Origin of the sequence: Phaeobacter sp. S60, assembly GCF_000826845.1 — a bacterium.
Lineage (GTDB): Bacteria > Pseudomonadota > Alphaproteobacteria > Rhodobacterales > Rhodobacteraceae > Phaeobacter > Phaeobacter piscinae.
The window spans coordinates 392,984-406,482 of record NZ_JSWJ01000004.1; the positions used below are offsets into that span (position 1 = coordinate 392,984).

Consider the following 13,499-nt stretch of genomic DNA (forward strand, 5'->3'; position numbering starts at 1 on the left):
TTTTTGCGCAGTTTTCGGCTCGCAAACGACCTGAGAGAGGCAGCAATTACTGTTCCACTCCTGATGGTGTCGCTGCTGATCACTTCTCGAAAATGCAGTTGATTCAATGTAGTATGTCAAAGCTGGAGGGAGGCCCGGCCGCTCCTTTGCATCAACTTTCAGAAAATGACGTTTCTGCGCCGGAAGGTCACATTCAAAACAACCCTCTTAAAGATTGGAGATCGGACAGCGATTCTGATGGCTCTTGGTATCCGGTTGCCAGGTGGCAATTTCGAACTCACTGAGTTGCAGGTTTGGGTGTCGCCCAGAAATTTTCACAATTGCGGTACATTTCCGCCATTTCGGCAGGACAGTTTCCAAATCGTAGACAGTCAATGGAAGGGAAAGAGATCATGGCACGTCACACACCGGCCGCCACGCCGATTGAGCCCACCGTTTTGGATCTGGTGCGCGAAGAACGCGGCAAGGCGCTCAGCCCACGTGAATGGAAATTCTGTCTTCGCGGCTACGGCTATGCGATCAAGGATATCGAAGGGTCGCAAATCCTGACTCGCCTGCCACATGGCAAACCGCTGGGTGTCCTGCCTGCTGAATTTGCCTGACACATTTGCAGGTTTACCGGTCCCCGCCACGCGCGATGTGTCGCGCGACGGGGAAGGTCATATGATCAATCGTCGCGACCGGGCAGGCTGTCGCGCGGCGGCGCTGGTGCCCAGTTGTCGATAATGTGGATTGCCTCCTCGGCGGTTTCCACAAAACGGAACAGATCAAGATCCTCCTCGGAGATGGTGCCCGCATCCGCCAGCGCCTCCCAGTTGATGATCTTTTCCCAGAAAGCACGGCCGAACAGCAGGAACGGCACACGTTCCATCCGGCCGGTCTGAATAAGTGTCAGAGTTTCAAACATTTCATCCAAGGTGCCAAAGCCACCAGGGAACACGGTGATAGCGCGCGCGCGCATCAGGAAATGCATCTTCCGGATCGCAAAATAATGGAAATTGAAACACAGATCGGGCGTCACATATTCATTTGGCGCCTGCTCATGCGGCAGCACGATATTGAGGCCAACAGAGGCGCCTCCGGCATCAATCGCGCCACGGTTGCCAGCCTCCATCACACCCGGTCCACCGCCGGTGACGATGACGTCATTCTTGCCACCGGCGACCATGGATTTTTCGGTCATCAGCTTCGCAAATTTGCGGGCTTCATCGTAGAAATGCGACAGATCTCGCAATGTCTTGGTGCGTGCCTGATCCTTATCCTTAGGGGCCGGGATCCGCGCACCGCCAAACATGACGATTGTGCTCTCGATACCATGTTCATCCAGCATGAGCTGGGGTTTCAGAAGCTCCAGTTGCAACCGCACCGGTCGCAGCTCGTCGCGACAGAGAAAATCCTTATCTGCAAACGCCAGACGATACGCGGGAGATTCGGTCTGCGGTGTCGATGGCACATGCTCGGCGCGATCCCTGTCAGAATGGGCATCCCGGAATCGGCTGTGGCGATCATCATTCATTGCAAACCTACTGTGTTAATTCTGAAAGAAAGCGGAGTTTCAGTTCTACCGCTTTGGCTGTCGTGGCGCTAGTCCGGAATGGCGTGCCAATAAACAGGTGATCCGCAGTGAAGCTTGGTCAGGTGCAACGAGGGCTTGCACCCGCCGGTACAGGGCTTACGGTCAGCGCGCCAATGGCAAAAGGGGACAGCATATGCATTGGACGCAGGATATCAGGGCCGCTGACACGCGGATCCGCCCGTATATTCAACGCACACCGATACTCGAAACCACCGGATTTGGATTGGATTACCCAATCTCGCTGAAGCTGGAGCATATGCAGCACACCGGCAGCTTCAAGGCGCGGGGCGCTTTCAACACGTTGTTGGGCGGATCTGTGCCGGATGCTGGGCTGGTCGCGGCATCCGGCGGCAATCACGGCGCAGCGGTTGCCTACGCGGCAAAGCGGCTTGGGATGCGCGCGCGCGTTTATGTGCCTGAAATGGCAGGCCCGGCAAAAATTGCGCTGATCCGGGCCTGTGGCGCCGATCTGAAGGTTGTGCCGGGTGCCTATGCCAATGCGCTAGAGCAGGCGCAGGCTTATGAACAGCAGACAGGTGCCATGCAGGTCCATGCCTATGATGCAGCTGCAACAGTAATTGGTCAGGGGACCTGTTTCGCCGAATGGGATGCCCAAGGTCTGGAGGCGGATACCCTTCTGATCGCGGTGGGTGGCGGCGGCCTTATCGCTGGCGCGATGGCCTGGTACGGTAACTCGAAAAAGATCGTGGCAGTGGAGCCTGAAACCAGCTCGGCCCTGAACGCAGCACTTGCGGCTGGCGCGCCTGTTGATGTCGAAGTCTCGGGTGTTGCTGCAAATGCACTTGGTGCGCGGCGCATCGGGAGCATCTGTTATGGGCTGGCACAGGATCAGTCTGATACCGTGACCTCTCGTACCGTGTCGGATGAGGCAATTACTGATGCGCAGAACAAACTATGGCAGGAGCGTCGGCTTCCGGTGGAGCCAGCAGGTGCAACTGCGTTGGCAGCGCTGACCAGCGGCGCATATCAACCTGCCCCGGATGAGCGGGTTGCCGTGCTTCTCTGCGGTGGCAATATTGCCCATGATCCGCTGGAGGCACCACATGTCCCTTCGTGAGTGCCGTGTTGGCTTCTGGCTCGCTCACCGATGTCGCGGTGGTGTATCATGAGTGTCAGTGCCACGATCTCTGACCGTATCTATCATGCGTTGAGCGAGCGGATTGTCACCGGCGCGCTGCCTGCAGGTGAGAAACTGCGCCAGGATCATATCGCGCGTGAGTTCAACGCCAGCCATGTTCCGGTCCGTGAGGCGCTTCTCAGGCTGGAGGCACATGGACTGGCCCAGTCCATTCCCCGGAGGGGGATGCGGGTGACCGCACTGGATCCCTCCGAAATACGCGAGGTCATCGAGATGCGTGTCTCGCTGGAATTGCTGGCGTTGCAAAACGCGTTTGCCCACTTGGGGGCGGCGGAGCTGGAGGCCGCAGATGCCGCGAGACTCGCCTGCGACGCTGCGACCGATATGGCAGATTGGGAGCAGAAAAACCGGGCCTTTCATCGGGTAATCCTGTCGCCCTGCGGCATGCCACGTCTGCTGGCGACAATTGATGATCTGCATATCGCTTCTGCCCGGCATCTCTTTGCCAACTGGAAGCACCGCTGGAGCCAGCGGGTCGACACTGACCACGCCTTGATCATGCAGGCCATGCGTCGCCGCGATGTGACAACAGCCTGCGATATTCTGCGTCGTCATTTGCGTCGCGTACGCTAGGTGCCAGCTACCGCGACCGTGATTGGCCGCTGCGGAGAGGAATATTGACGCAATCCGCACATGACCCCGTGGCAAAATGAGGGTATGTAGCAGCGAAACCAACCACACGCCGGAGAGACCCCTGATGTCCAACGCCCAGCTGGAAACCGCAATTGAGGCCGCTTGGGAGGCCCGTGACACCATCACATCTGCCACCACAGGTGAGCAGCGCGATGCGATCGAAGAGACTCTGAACGCATTGGATTCCGGCAAGCTGCGTGTGGCCGAACGTCAGGACAGTGGCGACTGGCATGTCAACCAATGGGCCAAGAAGGCCGTGCTGCTGGGCTTCCGCATTAAGGATATGGAAGAGCAATCCGGCGGCCCGCAGGGCTCCGGCTGGTGGGACAAGGTCGACAGCAAATTCAAAGGTTGGGGTGAAACCCAATGGAAAGCGGCGGGTTTCCGTGCCGTCCCCAACTGCGTTGTTCGCAAATCGGCCTATATCGCGCCGGGCGTGGTCTTGATGCCGTCCTTCGTCAATCTCGGGGCCCATGTCGATGAGGGCACTATGGTTGACACCTGGGCGACCGTTGGCTCCTGTGCCCAAATCGGCAAGAACGTGCACCTGTCCGGCGGTGTCGGTATCGGTGGCGTGCTTGAGCCGATGCAGGCGGGTCCCACGATCATTGAGGACAATTGCTTCATCGGGGCACGCTCTGAAGTGGTCGAAGGCTGCATCGTGCGTGAAGGGTCAGTTCTGGGCATGGGCGTCTTTATCGGTCAGTCCACCAAGATCGTTGATCGTGAAACAGGCGAAGTGATGTACGGCGAAGTGCCGCCTTATTCGGTTGTCGTCGCAGGCTCAATGCCATCGAAAAACGGCATTAACCTCTACTGCGCGGTGATCGTGAAGCGTGTCGATGAGAAGACCCGCTCCAAGACCGGAATCAACGAGCTGCTGCGCGACTGAGTGCGCAGCACAGTCTGGCAAACGGAATGCGCCCCGCAAAACGGGGCGCGTTTTCTATTGTCAGGACCGGGGCTTTGCCCCGGACCCCAGAGTATTTTCTGGAAAGATGACAGGGGGGCTACATGTCACCTTTCTCCAAGTACTCCGGGGTGAGGCCGTAAGGCCGAGGGGCAGAGCCCCCTTGACCTCAGAGGATACCGGGCAGGTTCAGCCCGTGTTCTCGTGCGCAGTCCTTGGCGATATCGTATCCCGCATCCGCATGGCGCATGACTCCGGTCGCCGGATCGTTCCACAGAACCCGGCCGATGCGGCGGTCGGCGTCTTCGGTGCCGTCGCAGCAGATCACCACGCCGGAATGCTGCGAAAAGCCCATGCCAACCCCGCCGCCATGGTGCAGCGACACCCAGGTGGCACCCGATGCCGTGTTTAGCAAAGCATTCAGCAGCGGCCAGTCGGACACCGCGTCCGAGCCGTCCATCATCGCCTCGGTCTCGCGGTTGGGCGACGCCACCGAACCCGAATCCAGATGGTCGCGGCCAATCACAACCGGTGCGGACAATTCGCCATTGCGGACCATCTCGTTAAACGCGAGGCCGGCCTTGTGACGGTCGCCGAGACCGATCCAGCAAATCCGCGCGGGCAGGCCCTGGAAGGCGATACGCTCTTGCGCCATGTCCAGCCAGCGATGCAGGCCTTCGTTCTCGGGGAACAGTTCCTTCATCTTGGCGTCGGTCTTGCGGATATCCTCCGGGTCGCCTGACAGGGCGCACCAGCGGAACGGGCCGATGCCACGGCAGAACAGCGGGCGGATATAGGCGGGCACAAAGCCGGGGAAGTCGAATGCGTTCTCCAGCCCTTCCTCCAGTGCCATCTGGCGGATGTTGTTGCCGTAATCGACGGTCGGAATCCCCATCGCGTGGAACTCGCACATCGCCGCGACCTGCTCCCGCATACTGGCGCGGGCGGCCTTTTCCACCGCTTTAGGGTCTGTTTCGCGCTTCTCTTTCCATTGCGCCATGGTCCAACCCTGCGGCAGATAGCCGTTGACCGGATCATGCGCCGAGGTCTGGTCAGTGACGATATCAGGCTTCACGCCACCCGCCCTGGCACGCTCCACAAGCTCGGCAAACACATCCGCCGCATTGCCCAGAAGGCCCACGGATTTCGCCTCGCCCGCCGCGGTCCAGCGCTCGATCATCTCCAGCGCTTCGTCCAGGGTTTCGGCTTTTTCATCCAGGTATTTGGTGCGCAGGCGGAAGTCGATCGAATCCGGATTGCACTCCACCGCCAGGCAGCTGGCGCCGGCAAACACCGCCGCCAGCGGCTGCGCGCCGCCCATGCCGCCAAGGCCGCCGGTCAGGATCCATTTGCCGGTCAGATCGCCGCCGAAATGCTGGCGGCCGGCCTCGGCAAAAGTCTCATAGGTGCCCTGCACGATGCCCTGCGTGCCGATATAGATCCAGGAGCCGGCCGTCATCTGGCCGTACATCATCAGGCCCTTCTTATCGAGCTCGTTGAAGTGGTCCCAATTGGCCCAATGCGGCACCAGGTTGGAGTTGGCGATCAGCACGCGGGGCGCGTCCTTGTGGGTCTGAAAGACGCCAACTGGCTTGCCGGACTGCACCATCAGGGTCTGGTCTTCCTCAAGGTTTTTCAGGGTCTCGACGATCAGGTCGAAATCCTTCCAGGTGCGCGCGGCGCGGCCGATGCCGCCGTAGACCACCAGCTCATGCGGGTTTTCGGCGACGTCCGGGTGCAGGTTGTTCATCATCATCCGCATCGGCGCCTCGGTGACCCAATGCTTGGCCGTGATTTCCGGGCCGGTGGGCGGGAAGATGTCGCGGGTGTTCTTGCGGGGATCGCTCATGCCGAGGGCCTCCAGTTTTTGAGATCAGTCAGAATTTTGGTGAGATGGGCGCGCAGCCTATCCGCGCGCTCCGGCAAGTAGGTCCAGGGCGCCGCCTCTTCGCAGTAGGTCGCCTGCGCCAGTTCCATCTGGATGGCGTGGTAGCCTTCCGCGGGGCGGCCGTAGTGACGGGTGGTCCAGCCGCCCTTGAAACGCCCGTTAAGGACCGAGGTATAGCCCTCCGCCGCTTCGCAGTTTGCCACAGTCATGGCTTCAATCCCGGGCGCGCAAGTGGTGCCCAGATTGGTGCCGGTGTTGAAATCCGGCAGGCGGCCTTCGAACAGGAACGGAATGTCGCCGCGGATCGAGTGGCAGTCATAGAGGATGGCAAAGCCGTGGATGCCCTTCACCCGCTGCATCTCCGCCTCCAGCGCCGCGTGATAGGGCGTGTGATAGGCGTCGCGGCGGCGGGTGATTTCGGCCTCGTCCGGCTCCTTGCCGTCCTGCCAGATCGGCAGCCCGTCGAAATCGGTCAGCGGCACCAAAGTTGTGGTGTTTTGCCCAGGATAGAGACTGATACCGGCGGGATCGCGGTTCACGTCGATCACATAGCGGTGGATCGGCGTGCGGACGGTTGTGACCTCCTCCGCCAGCCCTGAATACAGGTCGTGGATATGCCAGTCGGTATCGGCCAGCGCCCGTCCGGTCTCGTTCAGGCACTCCCAAATATCCGGCGGCACATCGGTGCCGGTGTGGGGCAGCCCCAGCACCAGCGGCGAGGCCCCTTGGATCACTTCGATCATGCGGAGACCTCCACGCCCGCAGCGGCGGCCACACGGCCCGCACGAACCATGGCGCTGGCGGTTTCAATGTCGGGCGCCAGATAGCGGTCCTCGGCCAGCGCCGGGATGTCCCCGCGCAGCATCGCCAAGACGTCCTGCAGGCGGGCCGAGGTTTGCAGTGGCGCACGCGCCTCCACACCTTGCGCGGCGCAGAGCATTTCAACACCCAGGATCACCGACAGGTTCGCGTTCATCTTGCTGAGACGCAGCGCGCCGTGGGCGGCCATCGACACATGGTCCTCCTGATTGGCGGAGGTGGGCGTCGAGTCGGTCACGCAAGGATTCGCCAAATGCTTGTTTTCACTCATCAGCGCGGCGGTGGTCACCTCGGCGATCATGAAGCCGGAGTTCAGCCCCGGATCTGGCGTCAGGAACGGCGGCAAGTCGTGGCTGAGTGTCGGGTCCACCATCAAGGCCACCCGGCGCTGCGCGATGGCGCCGATTTCGGCCACCGCAAGCGCAATCTGATCAGCGGCAAAACCCACATATTCGGCGTGGAAGTTGCCGCCCGAGACGATGCGCCCTTCACCCACCAGCACCAGCGGATTGTCAGTGACGGCGTTGGCCTCGATCTCCAGCGTTTTTGCGGCCATCCGCAGCACATCCAGCGCCGCGCCCACCACCTGCGGCTGGCAGCGGATGCAGTAGGGATCCTGCACCCGGGTATCGCCCTCTCGGTGGCTTTCGCGGATTTCGGAGCCGTCCATGATCTCCCGCATCTGCTGCGCCACATCGATCTGGCCGGCATGGCCGCGCAGGGTGTGGATATCGGCGATCAGCGGCGCGGTGGAGCCCATGATGGCGTCCGTCGTCAGCGATGCGATGGTCATAGAGGCCTCGGCCATGCGCCAGGCGTCAAACAGCCCGGCCAGCGCGCAGGCGGTCGAGAATTGCGTGCCATTGATCAGCCCCAGCCCCTCTTTGGGGCCAAGAACAATAGGCTCTAACCCCGCCTTTTTCAGCGCTTCCGCGCTGGACATACGGGTGCCGTCATAAGTGGCCTCACCTGCTCCGATCATCGCCGCCGCCATATGCGCCAGCGGCGCCAGATCGCCTGACGCGCCGACAGACCCCTGCGACGGGATCACCGGCACCACGCCGCGTTCCAGCATCTTCTCGATCTGCTCGATTACCAGCCAGCGCACGCCCGACGCACCACGCCCCATCGACAGGAGCTTCAGCGTCATCATCAGCCGGGTCTTGTCTTCCGGCAGCGGCTCCCCCACCCCGCAGCAATGCGACAGGATCAGGTTGCGCTGCAGGGTGGCGGTGTCCTCCGGTGCAATCTTGGTGGAGGCCAGCTTGCCGAAGCCGGTGTTGATGCCATAGACCGCCTCTTGTCCGGCAGCGGCATCCGCCACCATTTGCGCCGCCGCTTCCACGGGTTCACGAGCTGAGTCGTGCAGCCGGGCCGGGGTCAGGTTGCGGTAGATATCTTCCAGCGTGGACAGGGTGACTGTGCCCGGAACCATCTGAATAATCTCGATCATTGTTTGCCCTCATAGATACGGGTGTAAAGCGGGTTGAAGCCAATGCGGTAGGCCAGCTCACCAGGCGTTTCCACGTCCCAGACCGCCAGATCGGCCCGCATGCCGGCAGCGATCTGTCCACGGTCCGTCAGCCCCAGCGCGCGGGCGGCATTGCAAGTGACACCCGCCAGCGCCTCCTCCGGTGTCATGCGGAACAGGGTGCAGCCCATGTTCATTGTCAGCAGCAAAGAGGTCAGCGGCGAGGATCCGGGGTTGCAGTCGGTTGCCAGCGCCATCGGCACACCGTGGGTACGGAAATGCTCAATCGGGGGCGCTTGGGTTTCGCGGATTGTGTAAAACGCACCGGGCAGGATCACCGCAACGGAGCCTGAGGCCGCCATCGCTTTGGCGTCGTCCTCGGTTGCGTATTCCACATGATCGACCGACAACGCGCCGTAGTGCGCTGCCAGCGAGGTGCCGCCCTGGTGGCTCAGCTGTTCGGCGTGCAGTTTCACTGGCAGGCCCAGCTCCTGCGCGACCTTGAACACCCGTTCGATCTGCGCGGGGGCAAAGGCAATGTTTTCGCAGAAGCCATCGACGGCATCGACCAGCCCCTCGGCATGGGCAGCGCGCAAGGCGGGGATGCAGACCTGATCAATATAGGCACCGTCACGGGTCTTGTACTCAGCAGGTGTGGCATGGGCGCCAAGGAAAGTGGTTTTCACCGTCACCGGGCGTAACTCGCCCAGCCGACGGGCGGCGCGCAGCATGTTCAGCTCAGTCTCGCGGTCCAGCCCGTAGCCGGATTTCACCTCCACCGCCGTCACGCCCTCGGCGATCAGCGCATCCAAACGCGGCAGCGCGCCCTGCACCAGATCCTCCAGCGAGGCCTCGCGGGTGGCCGACACGGTTGAGACGATGCCACCACCAGCACGGGCGACCTCCTCGTAGGACGCACCATTGAGGCGCATCTCAAACTCCATCGCCCGGTTGCCACCAAAGATGATATGGGTGTGGCAATCGATCAGACCGGGTGTGACCAGACGCCCTCCCATAAAGACGCGCGTCCAGTCGGCGTAGTCCTTGGGCAGCTGCGCCTCAGGCCCCGACCAACGGATCCAGCCGTCTTGTACAACGATCAAGCCGCCAGGGATCAAGCCATAGGCAGGATCACTGCCAGCCATCGTTGCCAGTGTCGCATCACAGATCAGATAGGAATGGGGGCTGTCCATGGCATCCTCGCAAAAACGCTTGATAGGCATAATGTATGAATCTAATATTATTATGTCTATACATAAGAGGATCTGATGCAGACAATTTTTGCACATCACGCGCGGATGCCTCAGGGCTGGGTCACCGATCTGCGCCTCACGATTGAGGCGGGAAAGATCACAACGCTTGAGCCCGGTGCGGCTGTGCAGCCGCAGGACCATCGGGTCGGGGCATTGGTGCCGGCATTGGCCAATCTGCATTCTCACAGTTTCCAGCGGGCGATGGCTGGAATGACCGAAACCCGCGTATCAGGCCGGGACAGCTTCTGGTCCTGGCGTAAGCTGATGTATCAATTCGTCGACCACCTGACGCCTGAGCAGTACGAGGCGATTGCCGCGCTTGTTTTCATGGAGATGCTGGAAGCGGGGTATGCGTCGGTCGGGGAATTCCACTATGTGCATCACCAGCCGGGAGGTCAGCCCTACGAGGCACTGGGAGAGCTGAGCAATCGCGTGTTTGCGGCGGCGGATTTGACCGGAATCGGGCTGACCCATCTTCCGGTGCTGTATACCTACGGTGGCGCGGGGCAGGTCCCTTTGAGCGGTGGACAGCAGCGGTTTGGCAATGATGTGGCGCGCTACGCAGATCTTCTGTCCGACTGTCGCACTGCTGCGTGTAAGCATTTGCCACCGGATGCGCGGGTCGGCATTGCGCCCCATTCACTGCGTGCGACCGCGCCGGAGGAACTGGCCGAGGTGCTCACACTGCGTGCGGGAAGCCCGGTTCATATCCACATCGCTGAACAGCCGCAGGAGGTCGCAGATATCAGCGGATGGCTGGGAGAGCGACCAGTGCAATGGTTGCTGAACAACTGCGCGGTCGACACGGATTGGTGTCTTATCCACGCAACCCATATGACGGAGGAGGAAACCCATGATCTGGCCCGCAGCGGTGCGGTGGCTGGGCTCTGTCCGATCACCGAGGCAAATCTGGGCGACGGGCCATTTAATGGCGCGTTGTTCCAAAGCGGTGGCGGTCGCTTTGGTGTGGGGTCGGACTCGAATGTCAGAATTTCCCTCAGCGAGGAACTGCGGTTGCTGGAATATTCGCAACGGCTACGCGATCTCGCCCGCAATGTGATGGTGCCAGGGGAGGGATCGGTCGGTGCGGCCCTCTATCTTGGTGCAGCCAGCGGCGGGGCTCAGGCTCTGGGTCGTGACGCCGGTCGTCTTGAGGTTGGCGCATTGGCGGATCTGATGGCCTTTGACACAACTGATGTGGCGCTCTGCGCATTGCGTCCGGATCAGTTGCTGGATGGGCTGTGTTTTGCTGCTGATGATTCTGTCGTTCGCGATGTCTGGTCGGCGGGACGCCATGTTGTGACCGGCGGGCGCCATGCGAACCGTGCACAGATCATCGCCCGCTATACCTCTGCCGTGGCTTCGCTTCTGAGAGCGCTTTGACAGGTGGGACTGGAACACATGGGATTGGGACACATGGGGTTGCGGCACAGGATGGCCTGTGGCAGCGGTTGAGCAGGGCACAAGAGGGGTAGAGGCATGGCAGAGCGGACAAAAACCGGCTTTCAGGACGTCCGTGATGAGGTGCTGAAACGCATTCAGGACCGGGTCTGGGGGCAGGGTGATCTATTGCCGACCGAGCAGGAGCTTGCAGAAGAATTTGGCTGCGCCCGCGCCACGGTAAACCGCGCGCTGCGGGAACTGGCAGATCGCGGCATCATTGACCGCAAACGCAAAAGCGGCACACGGGTGGCAGTGTTACCCGTGAAACAAGCCAAGCTCGAAATCACCCTGACCCGCCAGTTGGTCGAGGATCGCAATGCTAATTACCGCTATGCGCTGGTCCACCGGGAGGAGGTCCCGGCGCCGGGATGGCTATCATCGCAGCTTCAGCTGGCGGCTGACACCCCCGTGCTGCACATCCGTGCGATGCACTACGGTGACAATCACCCGTTTCAGTTCGAAGATCGCTGGATCAATATTGCCGCTGTGCCCGGCGTTACTGCGGCTGACTTCAGTACCGTCGGGCCTAATGAATGGCTATTGGCCGAGGTGCCGTTTTCGACGGCGGAACTCAGCTTTGGGGCAATTGCAGCGGATGCGGCGCTTGCCGAATACCTTGCTTGTCCGATTGCTGCGCCATTGTTTCAGATGGAGCGCACGACGTGGTTTCAGGCGCAGCCGGTGACTTTTGTCAGGATGAGTTTTCATCCGGGCTATCAGATGCGCAGCCGCTACTGACCGGGCGCGTTGCTGCGCGCGGCAGTTTGGCTTGTATTGACCAAACCCCCGTCACAGGGATATGGCGAGCGCATGGAAAAAAAGAAAATCTCCCGTCAGCAGGTCTACACACTTGTGGTGCAGATCGGGCGCAAGGAAGGTGATGGCCTTCCCGAAGGGGCCACTGGTGCAGCCCTGATGATCTACGCCTCCGGCGTTGATGAGGCTGAGGCCGTGCGTGAAACCGTTGCTATCCTGAAGCAGGCTGACACAGCGCCGCTGGATGTGACCGGCTATGGGACTTTGGCTGACCGTGAGGCCGAGGATCAAGACATCTCGGATGAAGAGCGGGCGCTGATGCAGCGGGCGCTGGACGAGAATTCGGTGATTGTCGCGCAGATGACGCCGTTCTTTGAGGACGGGCCTGCAACTCTGCACTGATGGCGGGCGGGCCTCTGGTATCTCTGACATAGTACGGTCCTGGGGCAGGCTTGGATGCAGGCCGCCCTGGTCACGTGTGGTCAGGGCGCCTTGCCAAACCACTTACGGTAGATGTCACCATATTCGCCGTTTTCGCGCAGGGCCAGCAGGGCGCGGTTGATCTCTTCCAGATGTGGTGAGCCGTCCGGCAGCAACAAGCCATAGTCCTCGCGCAGGAACACCTGACCAACCGCGCGCCCATGCAGACGGCCGTTGTCTTCCATATAGTGATCCAGCACGGGGGCATCGAACACCACAACCCGTGTATTGCCGCTTTCAAAATCGCTCAGCAGTGAGGCCAGATCCGAGAACCCGCGATAGCTGATATCGCGCCGCTCGAGGAAGCGGGCGGCTGTGGACTCAGCGAGGGTGCCGACGTCTTTGTCATAGAGGTCATTGACAGAGTTGATAGACCCGCTGATCGCCTCAACCGTCATAACGGCGGTGATCTTGGCAACGAAGAGGGACACCACGAACAATGAGGACACGACAAGAATCACGCCAAAGATCCGCCCGATCGGCGTGCGCGGGACCCGCTCCTCAAACCCGCCGTTGACGACAAGGTTCAATGCCCACCAGAACGACGGGAACCAGGCCTCTTTCAGGGGGCGGTCGAAATAGGGCTGTGCGCGCCGTTCCAGCCCCCACATCAGCATGCCACCCCCCATCAGCAAGACGACCGCAATCGCGATAGCAATCATCAGATCGGCGGAGAACAGCACCCGGATCAGCGAGGGTGAACGCACATCAGCCGCCGCCACCATGATCCGCAGACCACTCTCAAAGATGGGGTGGCTGAAATCCATATCGGTTTCGCGCGCTGCGGTGATGGAGATATTGGCCGCCGCCATATCCACCTCACCCGTGCGCACCATTTCCAGCATCTCGCCAAAGGTATCGGCGCGGATCAGCTGATAATCCCACCCCAACCGGTCAGTCAGGCTGCGCACCAGATCAATGGAAAACCCGGTCTCACGGTCCCCTTCCATCATCGAAAATGGAGGCCGCGTTACGGTGCTGACGGTCAGGGTCTCGGCAGTCGCCGCCAGCCCCCACAACAGGTAGATCAGGACAAAAGGAGCAAAGAAGCGGCGCAACGGAACGATAGAACCCCATGAGACATCATTCGTTTTGTCCTTAGAATGTCCCA

Annotated in this window: 13 protein-coding genes; 7 read left to right on the plus strand and 6 right to left on the minus strand. The window is 60.9% G+C overall.

Annotation, left to right across the window (positions count from 1 at the left end; all coding sequences use genetic code 11):
- Positions 1-392 precede the first annotated feature (392 nt).
- Positions 393-602, plus strand: coding sequence for a hypothetical protein (locus OO25_RS06835; protein ID WP_052465600.1), 210 nt, complete (start codon positions 393-395; stop codon positions 600-602).
- Between the two features lie 65 nt (positions 603-667).
- Here OO25_RS06835 and OO25_RS06840 read toward each other — a convergent pair whose 3' ends face one another.
- Positions 668-1,516 carry a TIGR00730 family Rossman fold protein gene (locus tag OO25_RS06840; protein ID WP_040179099.1) on the minus strand — a complete coding sequence of 283 codons (849 nt, stop codon included), beginning with the start codon at positions 1,514-1,516 and terminating at the stop codon, positions 668-670.
- Between the two features lie 193 nt (positions 1,517-1,709).
- Between OO25_RS06840 and OO25_RS06845 the strand changes: the two genes are divergently transcribed.
- From OO25_RS06845 to dapD, 3 genes are all read left to right on the plus strand, one after another.
- Positions 1,710-2,654 (plus strand): threonine/serine dehydratase, encoded by a 945-nt coding sequence (locus tag OO25_RS06845; protein WP_040179101.1) that lies wholly within the window; start codon positions 1,710-1,712, stop codon positions 2,652-2,654.
- A 48-nt stretch (positions 2,655-2,702) separates the two neighbouring features.
- The gene (locus OO25_RS06850; RefSeq protein ID WP_040174946.1) at positions 2,703-3,308 is read left to right on the plus strand and encodes a GntR family transcriptional regulator; all 606 of its coding nucleotides are present in this window, start codon (positions 2,703-2,705) and stop codon (positions 3,306-3,308) included.
- A gap of 124 nt (positions 3,309-3,432) precedes the next feature.
- Positions 3,433-4,260 carry a 2,3,4,5-tetrahydropyridine-2,6-dicarboxylate N-succinyltransferase gene (gene dapD, locus OO25_RS06855; protein WP_040174944.1) on the plus strand — a complete coding sequence of 276 codons (828 nt, stop codon included), beginning with the start codon at positions 3,433-3,435 and terminating at the stop codon, positions 4,258-4,260.
- A 187-nt stretch (positions 4,261-4,447) separates the two neighbouring features.
- Here the strand turns inward: dapD and hutU are convergent, their stop codons facing one another.
- The 4 genes from hutU to hutI are packed head-to-tail and all read right to left on the minus strand — an operon-like array spanning position 4,448 to position 9,649.
- Positions 4,448-6,127 carry a urocanate hydratase gene (hutU, locus tag OO25_RS06860; RefSeq protein ID WP_040179102.1) on the minus strand — a complete coding sequence of 560 codons (1,680 nt, stop codon included), beginning with the start codon at positions 6,125-6,127 and terminating at the stop codon, positions 4,448-4,450.
- The gene (gene hutG, locus OO25_RS06865; RefSeq protein WP_040179103.1) at positions 6,124-6,909 is read right to left on the minus strand and encodes an N-formylglutamate deformylase; all 786 of its coding nucleotides are present in this window, start codon (positions 6,907-6,909) and stop codon (positions 6,124-6,126) included. Before hutG ends, hutU begins: the two co-directional genes overlap by 4 nt.
- Entirely contained in the window at positions 6,906-8,438 is a 1,533-nt protein-coding gene (hutH, locus tag OO25_RS06870; RefSeq protein WP_242406992.1) for a histidine ammonia-lyase, read from the minus strand. Before hutH ends, hutG begins: the two co-directional genes overlap by 4 nt.
- The gene (gene hutI / locus OO25_RS06875; RefSeq protein WP_040179106.1) at positions 8,435-9,649 is read right to left on the minus strand and encodes an imidazolonepropionase; all 1,215 of its coding nucleotides are present in this window, start codon (positions 9,647-9,649) and stop codon (positions 8,435-8,437) included. The genes hutH and hutI overlap by 4 nt, the downstream gene beginning before the upstream one ends.
- Before the next feature lie 75 nt (positions 9,650-9,724).
- Between hutI and OO25_RS06880 the strand changes: the two genes are divergently transcribed.
- From OO25_RS06880 to OO25_RS06890, 3 genes are all read left to right on the plus strand, one after another.
- The gene (locus OO25_RS06880; protein WP_040179108.1) at positions 9,725-11,092 is read left to right on the plus strand and encodes a formimidoylglutamate deiminase; all 1,368 of its coding nucleotides are present in this window, start codon (positions 9,725-9,727) and stop codon (positions 11,090-11,092) included.
- A 96-nt stretch (positions 11,093-11,188) separates the two neighbouring features.
- Entirely contained in the window at positions 11,189-11,890 is a 702-nt protein-coding gene (locus OO25_RS06885; protein ID WP_040179109.1) for a GntR family transcriptional regulator, read from the plus strand.
- Positions 11,891-11,962: 72 nt separating this feature from the next.
- Complete coding sequence (locus OO25_RS06890; RefSeq protein ID WP_040174930.1) at positions 11,963-12,310, plus strand: hypothetical protein; 348 nt, start codon at positions 11,963-11,965, stop codon at positions 12,308-12,310.
- A gap of 80 nt (positions 12,311-12,390) precedes the next feature.
- Here the strand turns inward: OO25_RS06890 and OO25_RS06895 are convergent, their stop codons facing one another.
- A complete protein-coding gene (locus tag OO25_RS06895; RefSeq protein ID WP_040179111.1) occupies positions 12,391-13,446 on the minus strand; it encodes a transporter substrate-binding domain-containing protein in 1,056 nt (351 codons plus the stop codon).
- Positions 13,447-13,499 lie beyond the last annotated feature (53 nt).

Excerpts from the sequence above, each read along its gene's own strand:
- OO25_RS06840 (WP_040179099.1), bottom strand. The coding sequence starts at position 1,516 with ATGAATGATGATCGCCACAGCCGATTCCGGGATGCCCATTCTGACAGG.
- OO25_RS06890 (WP_040174930.1), top strand. The coding sequence starts at position 11,963 with ATGGAAAAAAAGAAAATCTCCCGTCAGCAGGTCTACACACTTGTGGTG.
- hutI (WP_040179106.1), bottom strand. The coding sequence starts at position 9,649 with ATGGACAGCCCCCATTCCTATCTGATCTGTGATGCGACACTGGCAACG.
- OO25_RS06845 (WP_040179101.1), top strand. The coding sequence starts at position 1,710 with ATGCATTGGACGCAGGATATCAGGGCCGCTGACACGCGGATCCGCCCG.
- OO25_RS06880 (WP_040179108.1), top strand. The coding sequence starts at position 9,725 with ATGCAGACAATTTTTGCACATCACGCGCGGATGCCTCAGGGCTGGGTC.
- OO25_RS06835 (WP_052465600.1), top strand. The coding sequence starts at position 393 with ATGGCACGTCACACACCGGCCGCCACGCCGATTGAGCCCACCGTTTTG.
- hutU (WP_040179102.1), bottom strand. The coding sequence starts at position 6,127 with ATGAGCGATCCCCGCAAGAACACCCGCGACATCTTCCCGCCCACCGGC.
- hutG (WP_040179103.1), bottom strand. The coding sequence starts at position 6,909 with ATGATCGAAGTGATCCAAGGGGCCTCGCCGCTGGTGCTGGGGCTGCCC.
- dapD (WP_040174944.1), top strand. The coding sequence starts at position 3,433 with ATGTCCAACGCCCAGCTGGAAACCGCAATTGAGGCCGCTTGGGAGGCC.
- hutH (WP_242406992.1), bottom strand. The coding sequence starts at position 8,438 with ATGATCGAGATTATTCAGATGGTTCCGGGCACAGTCACCCTGTCCACG.
- OO25_RS06885 (WP_040179109.1), top strand. The coding sequence starts at position 11,189 with ATGGCAGAGCGGACAAAAACCGGCTTTCAGGACGTCCGTGATGAGGTG.
- OO25_RS06850 (WP_040174946.1), top strand. The coding sequence starts at position 2,703 with ATGAGTGTCAGTGCCACGATCTCTGACCGTATCTATCATGCGTTGAGC.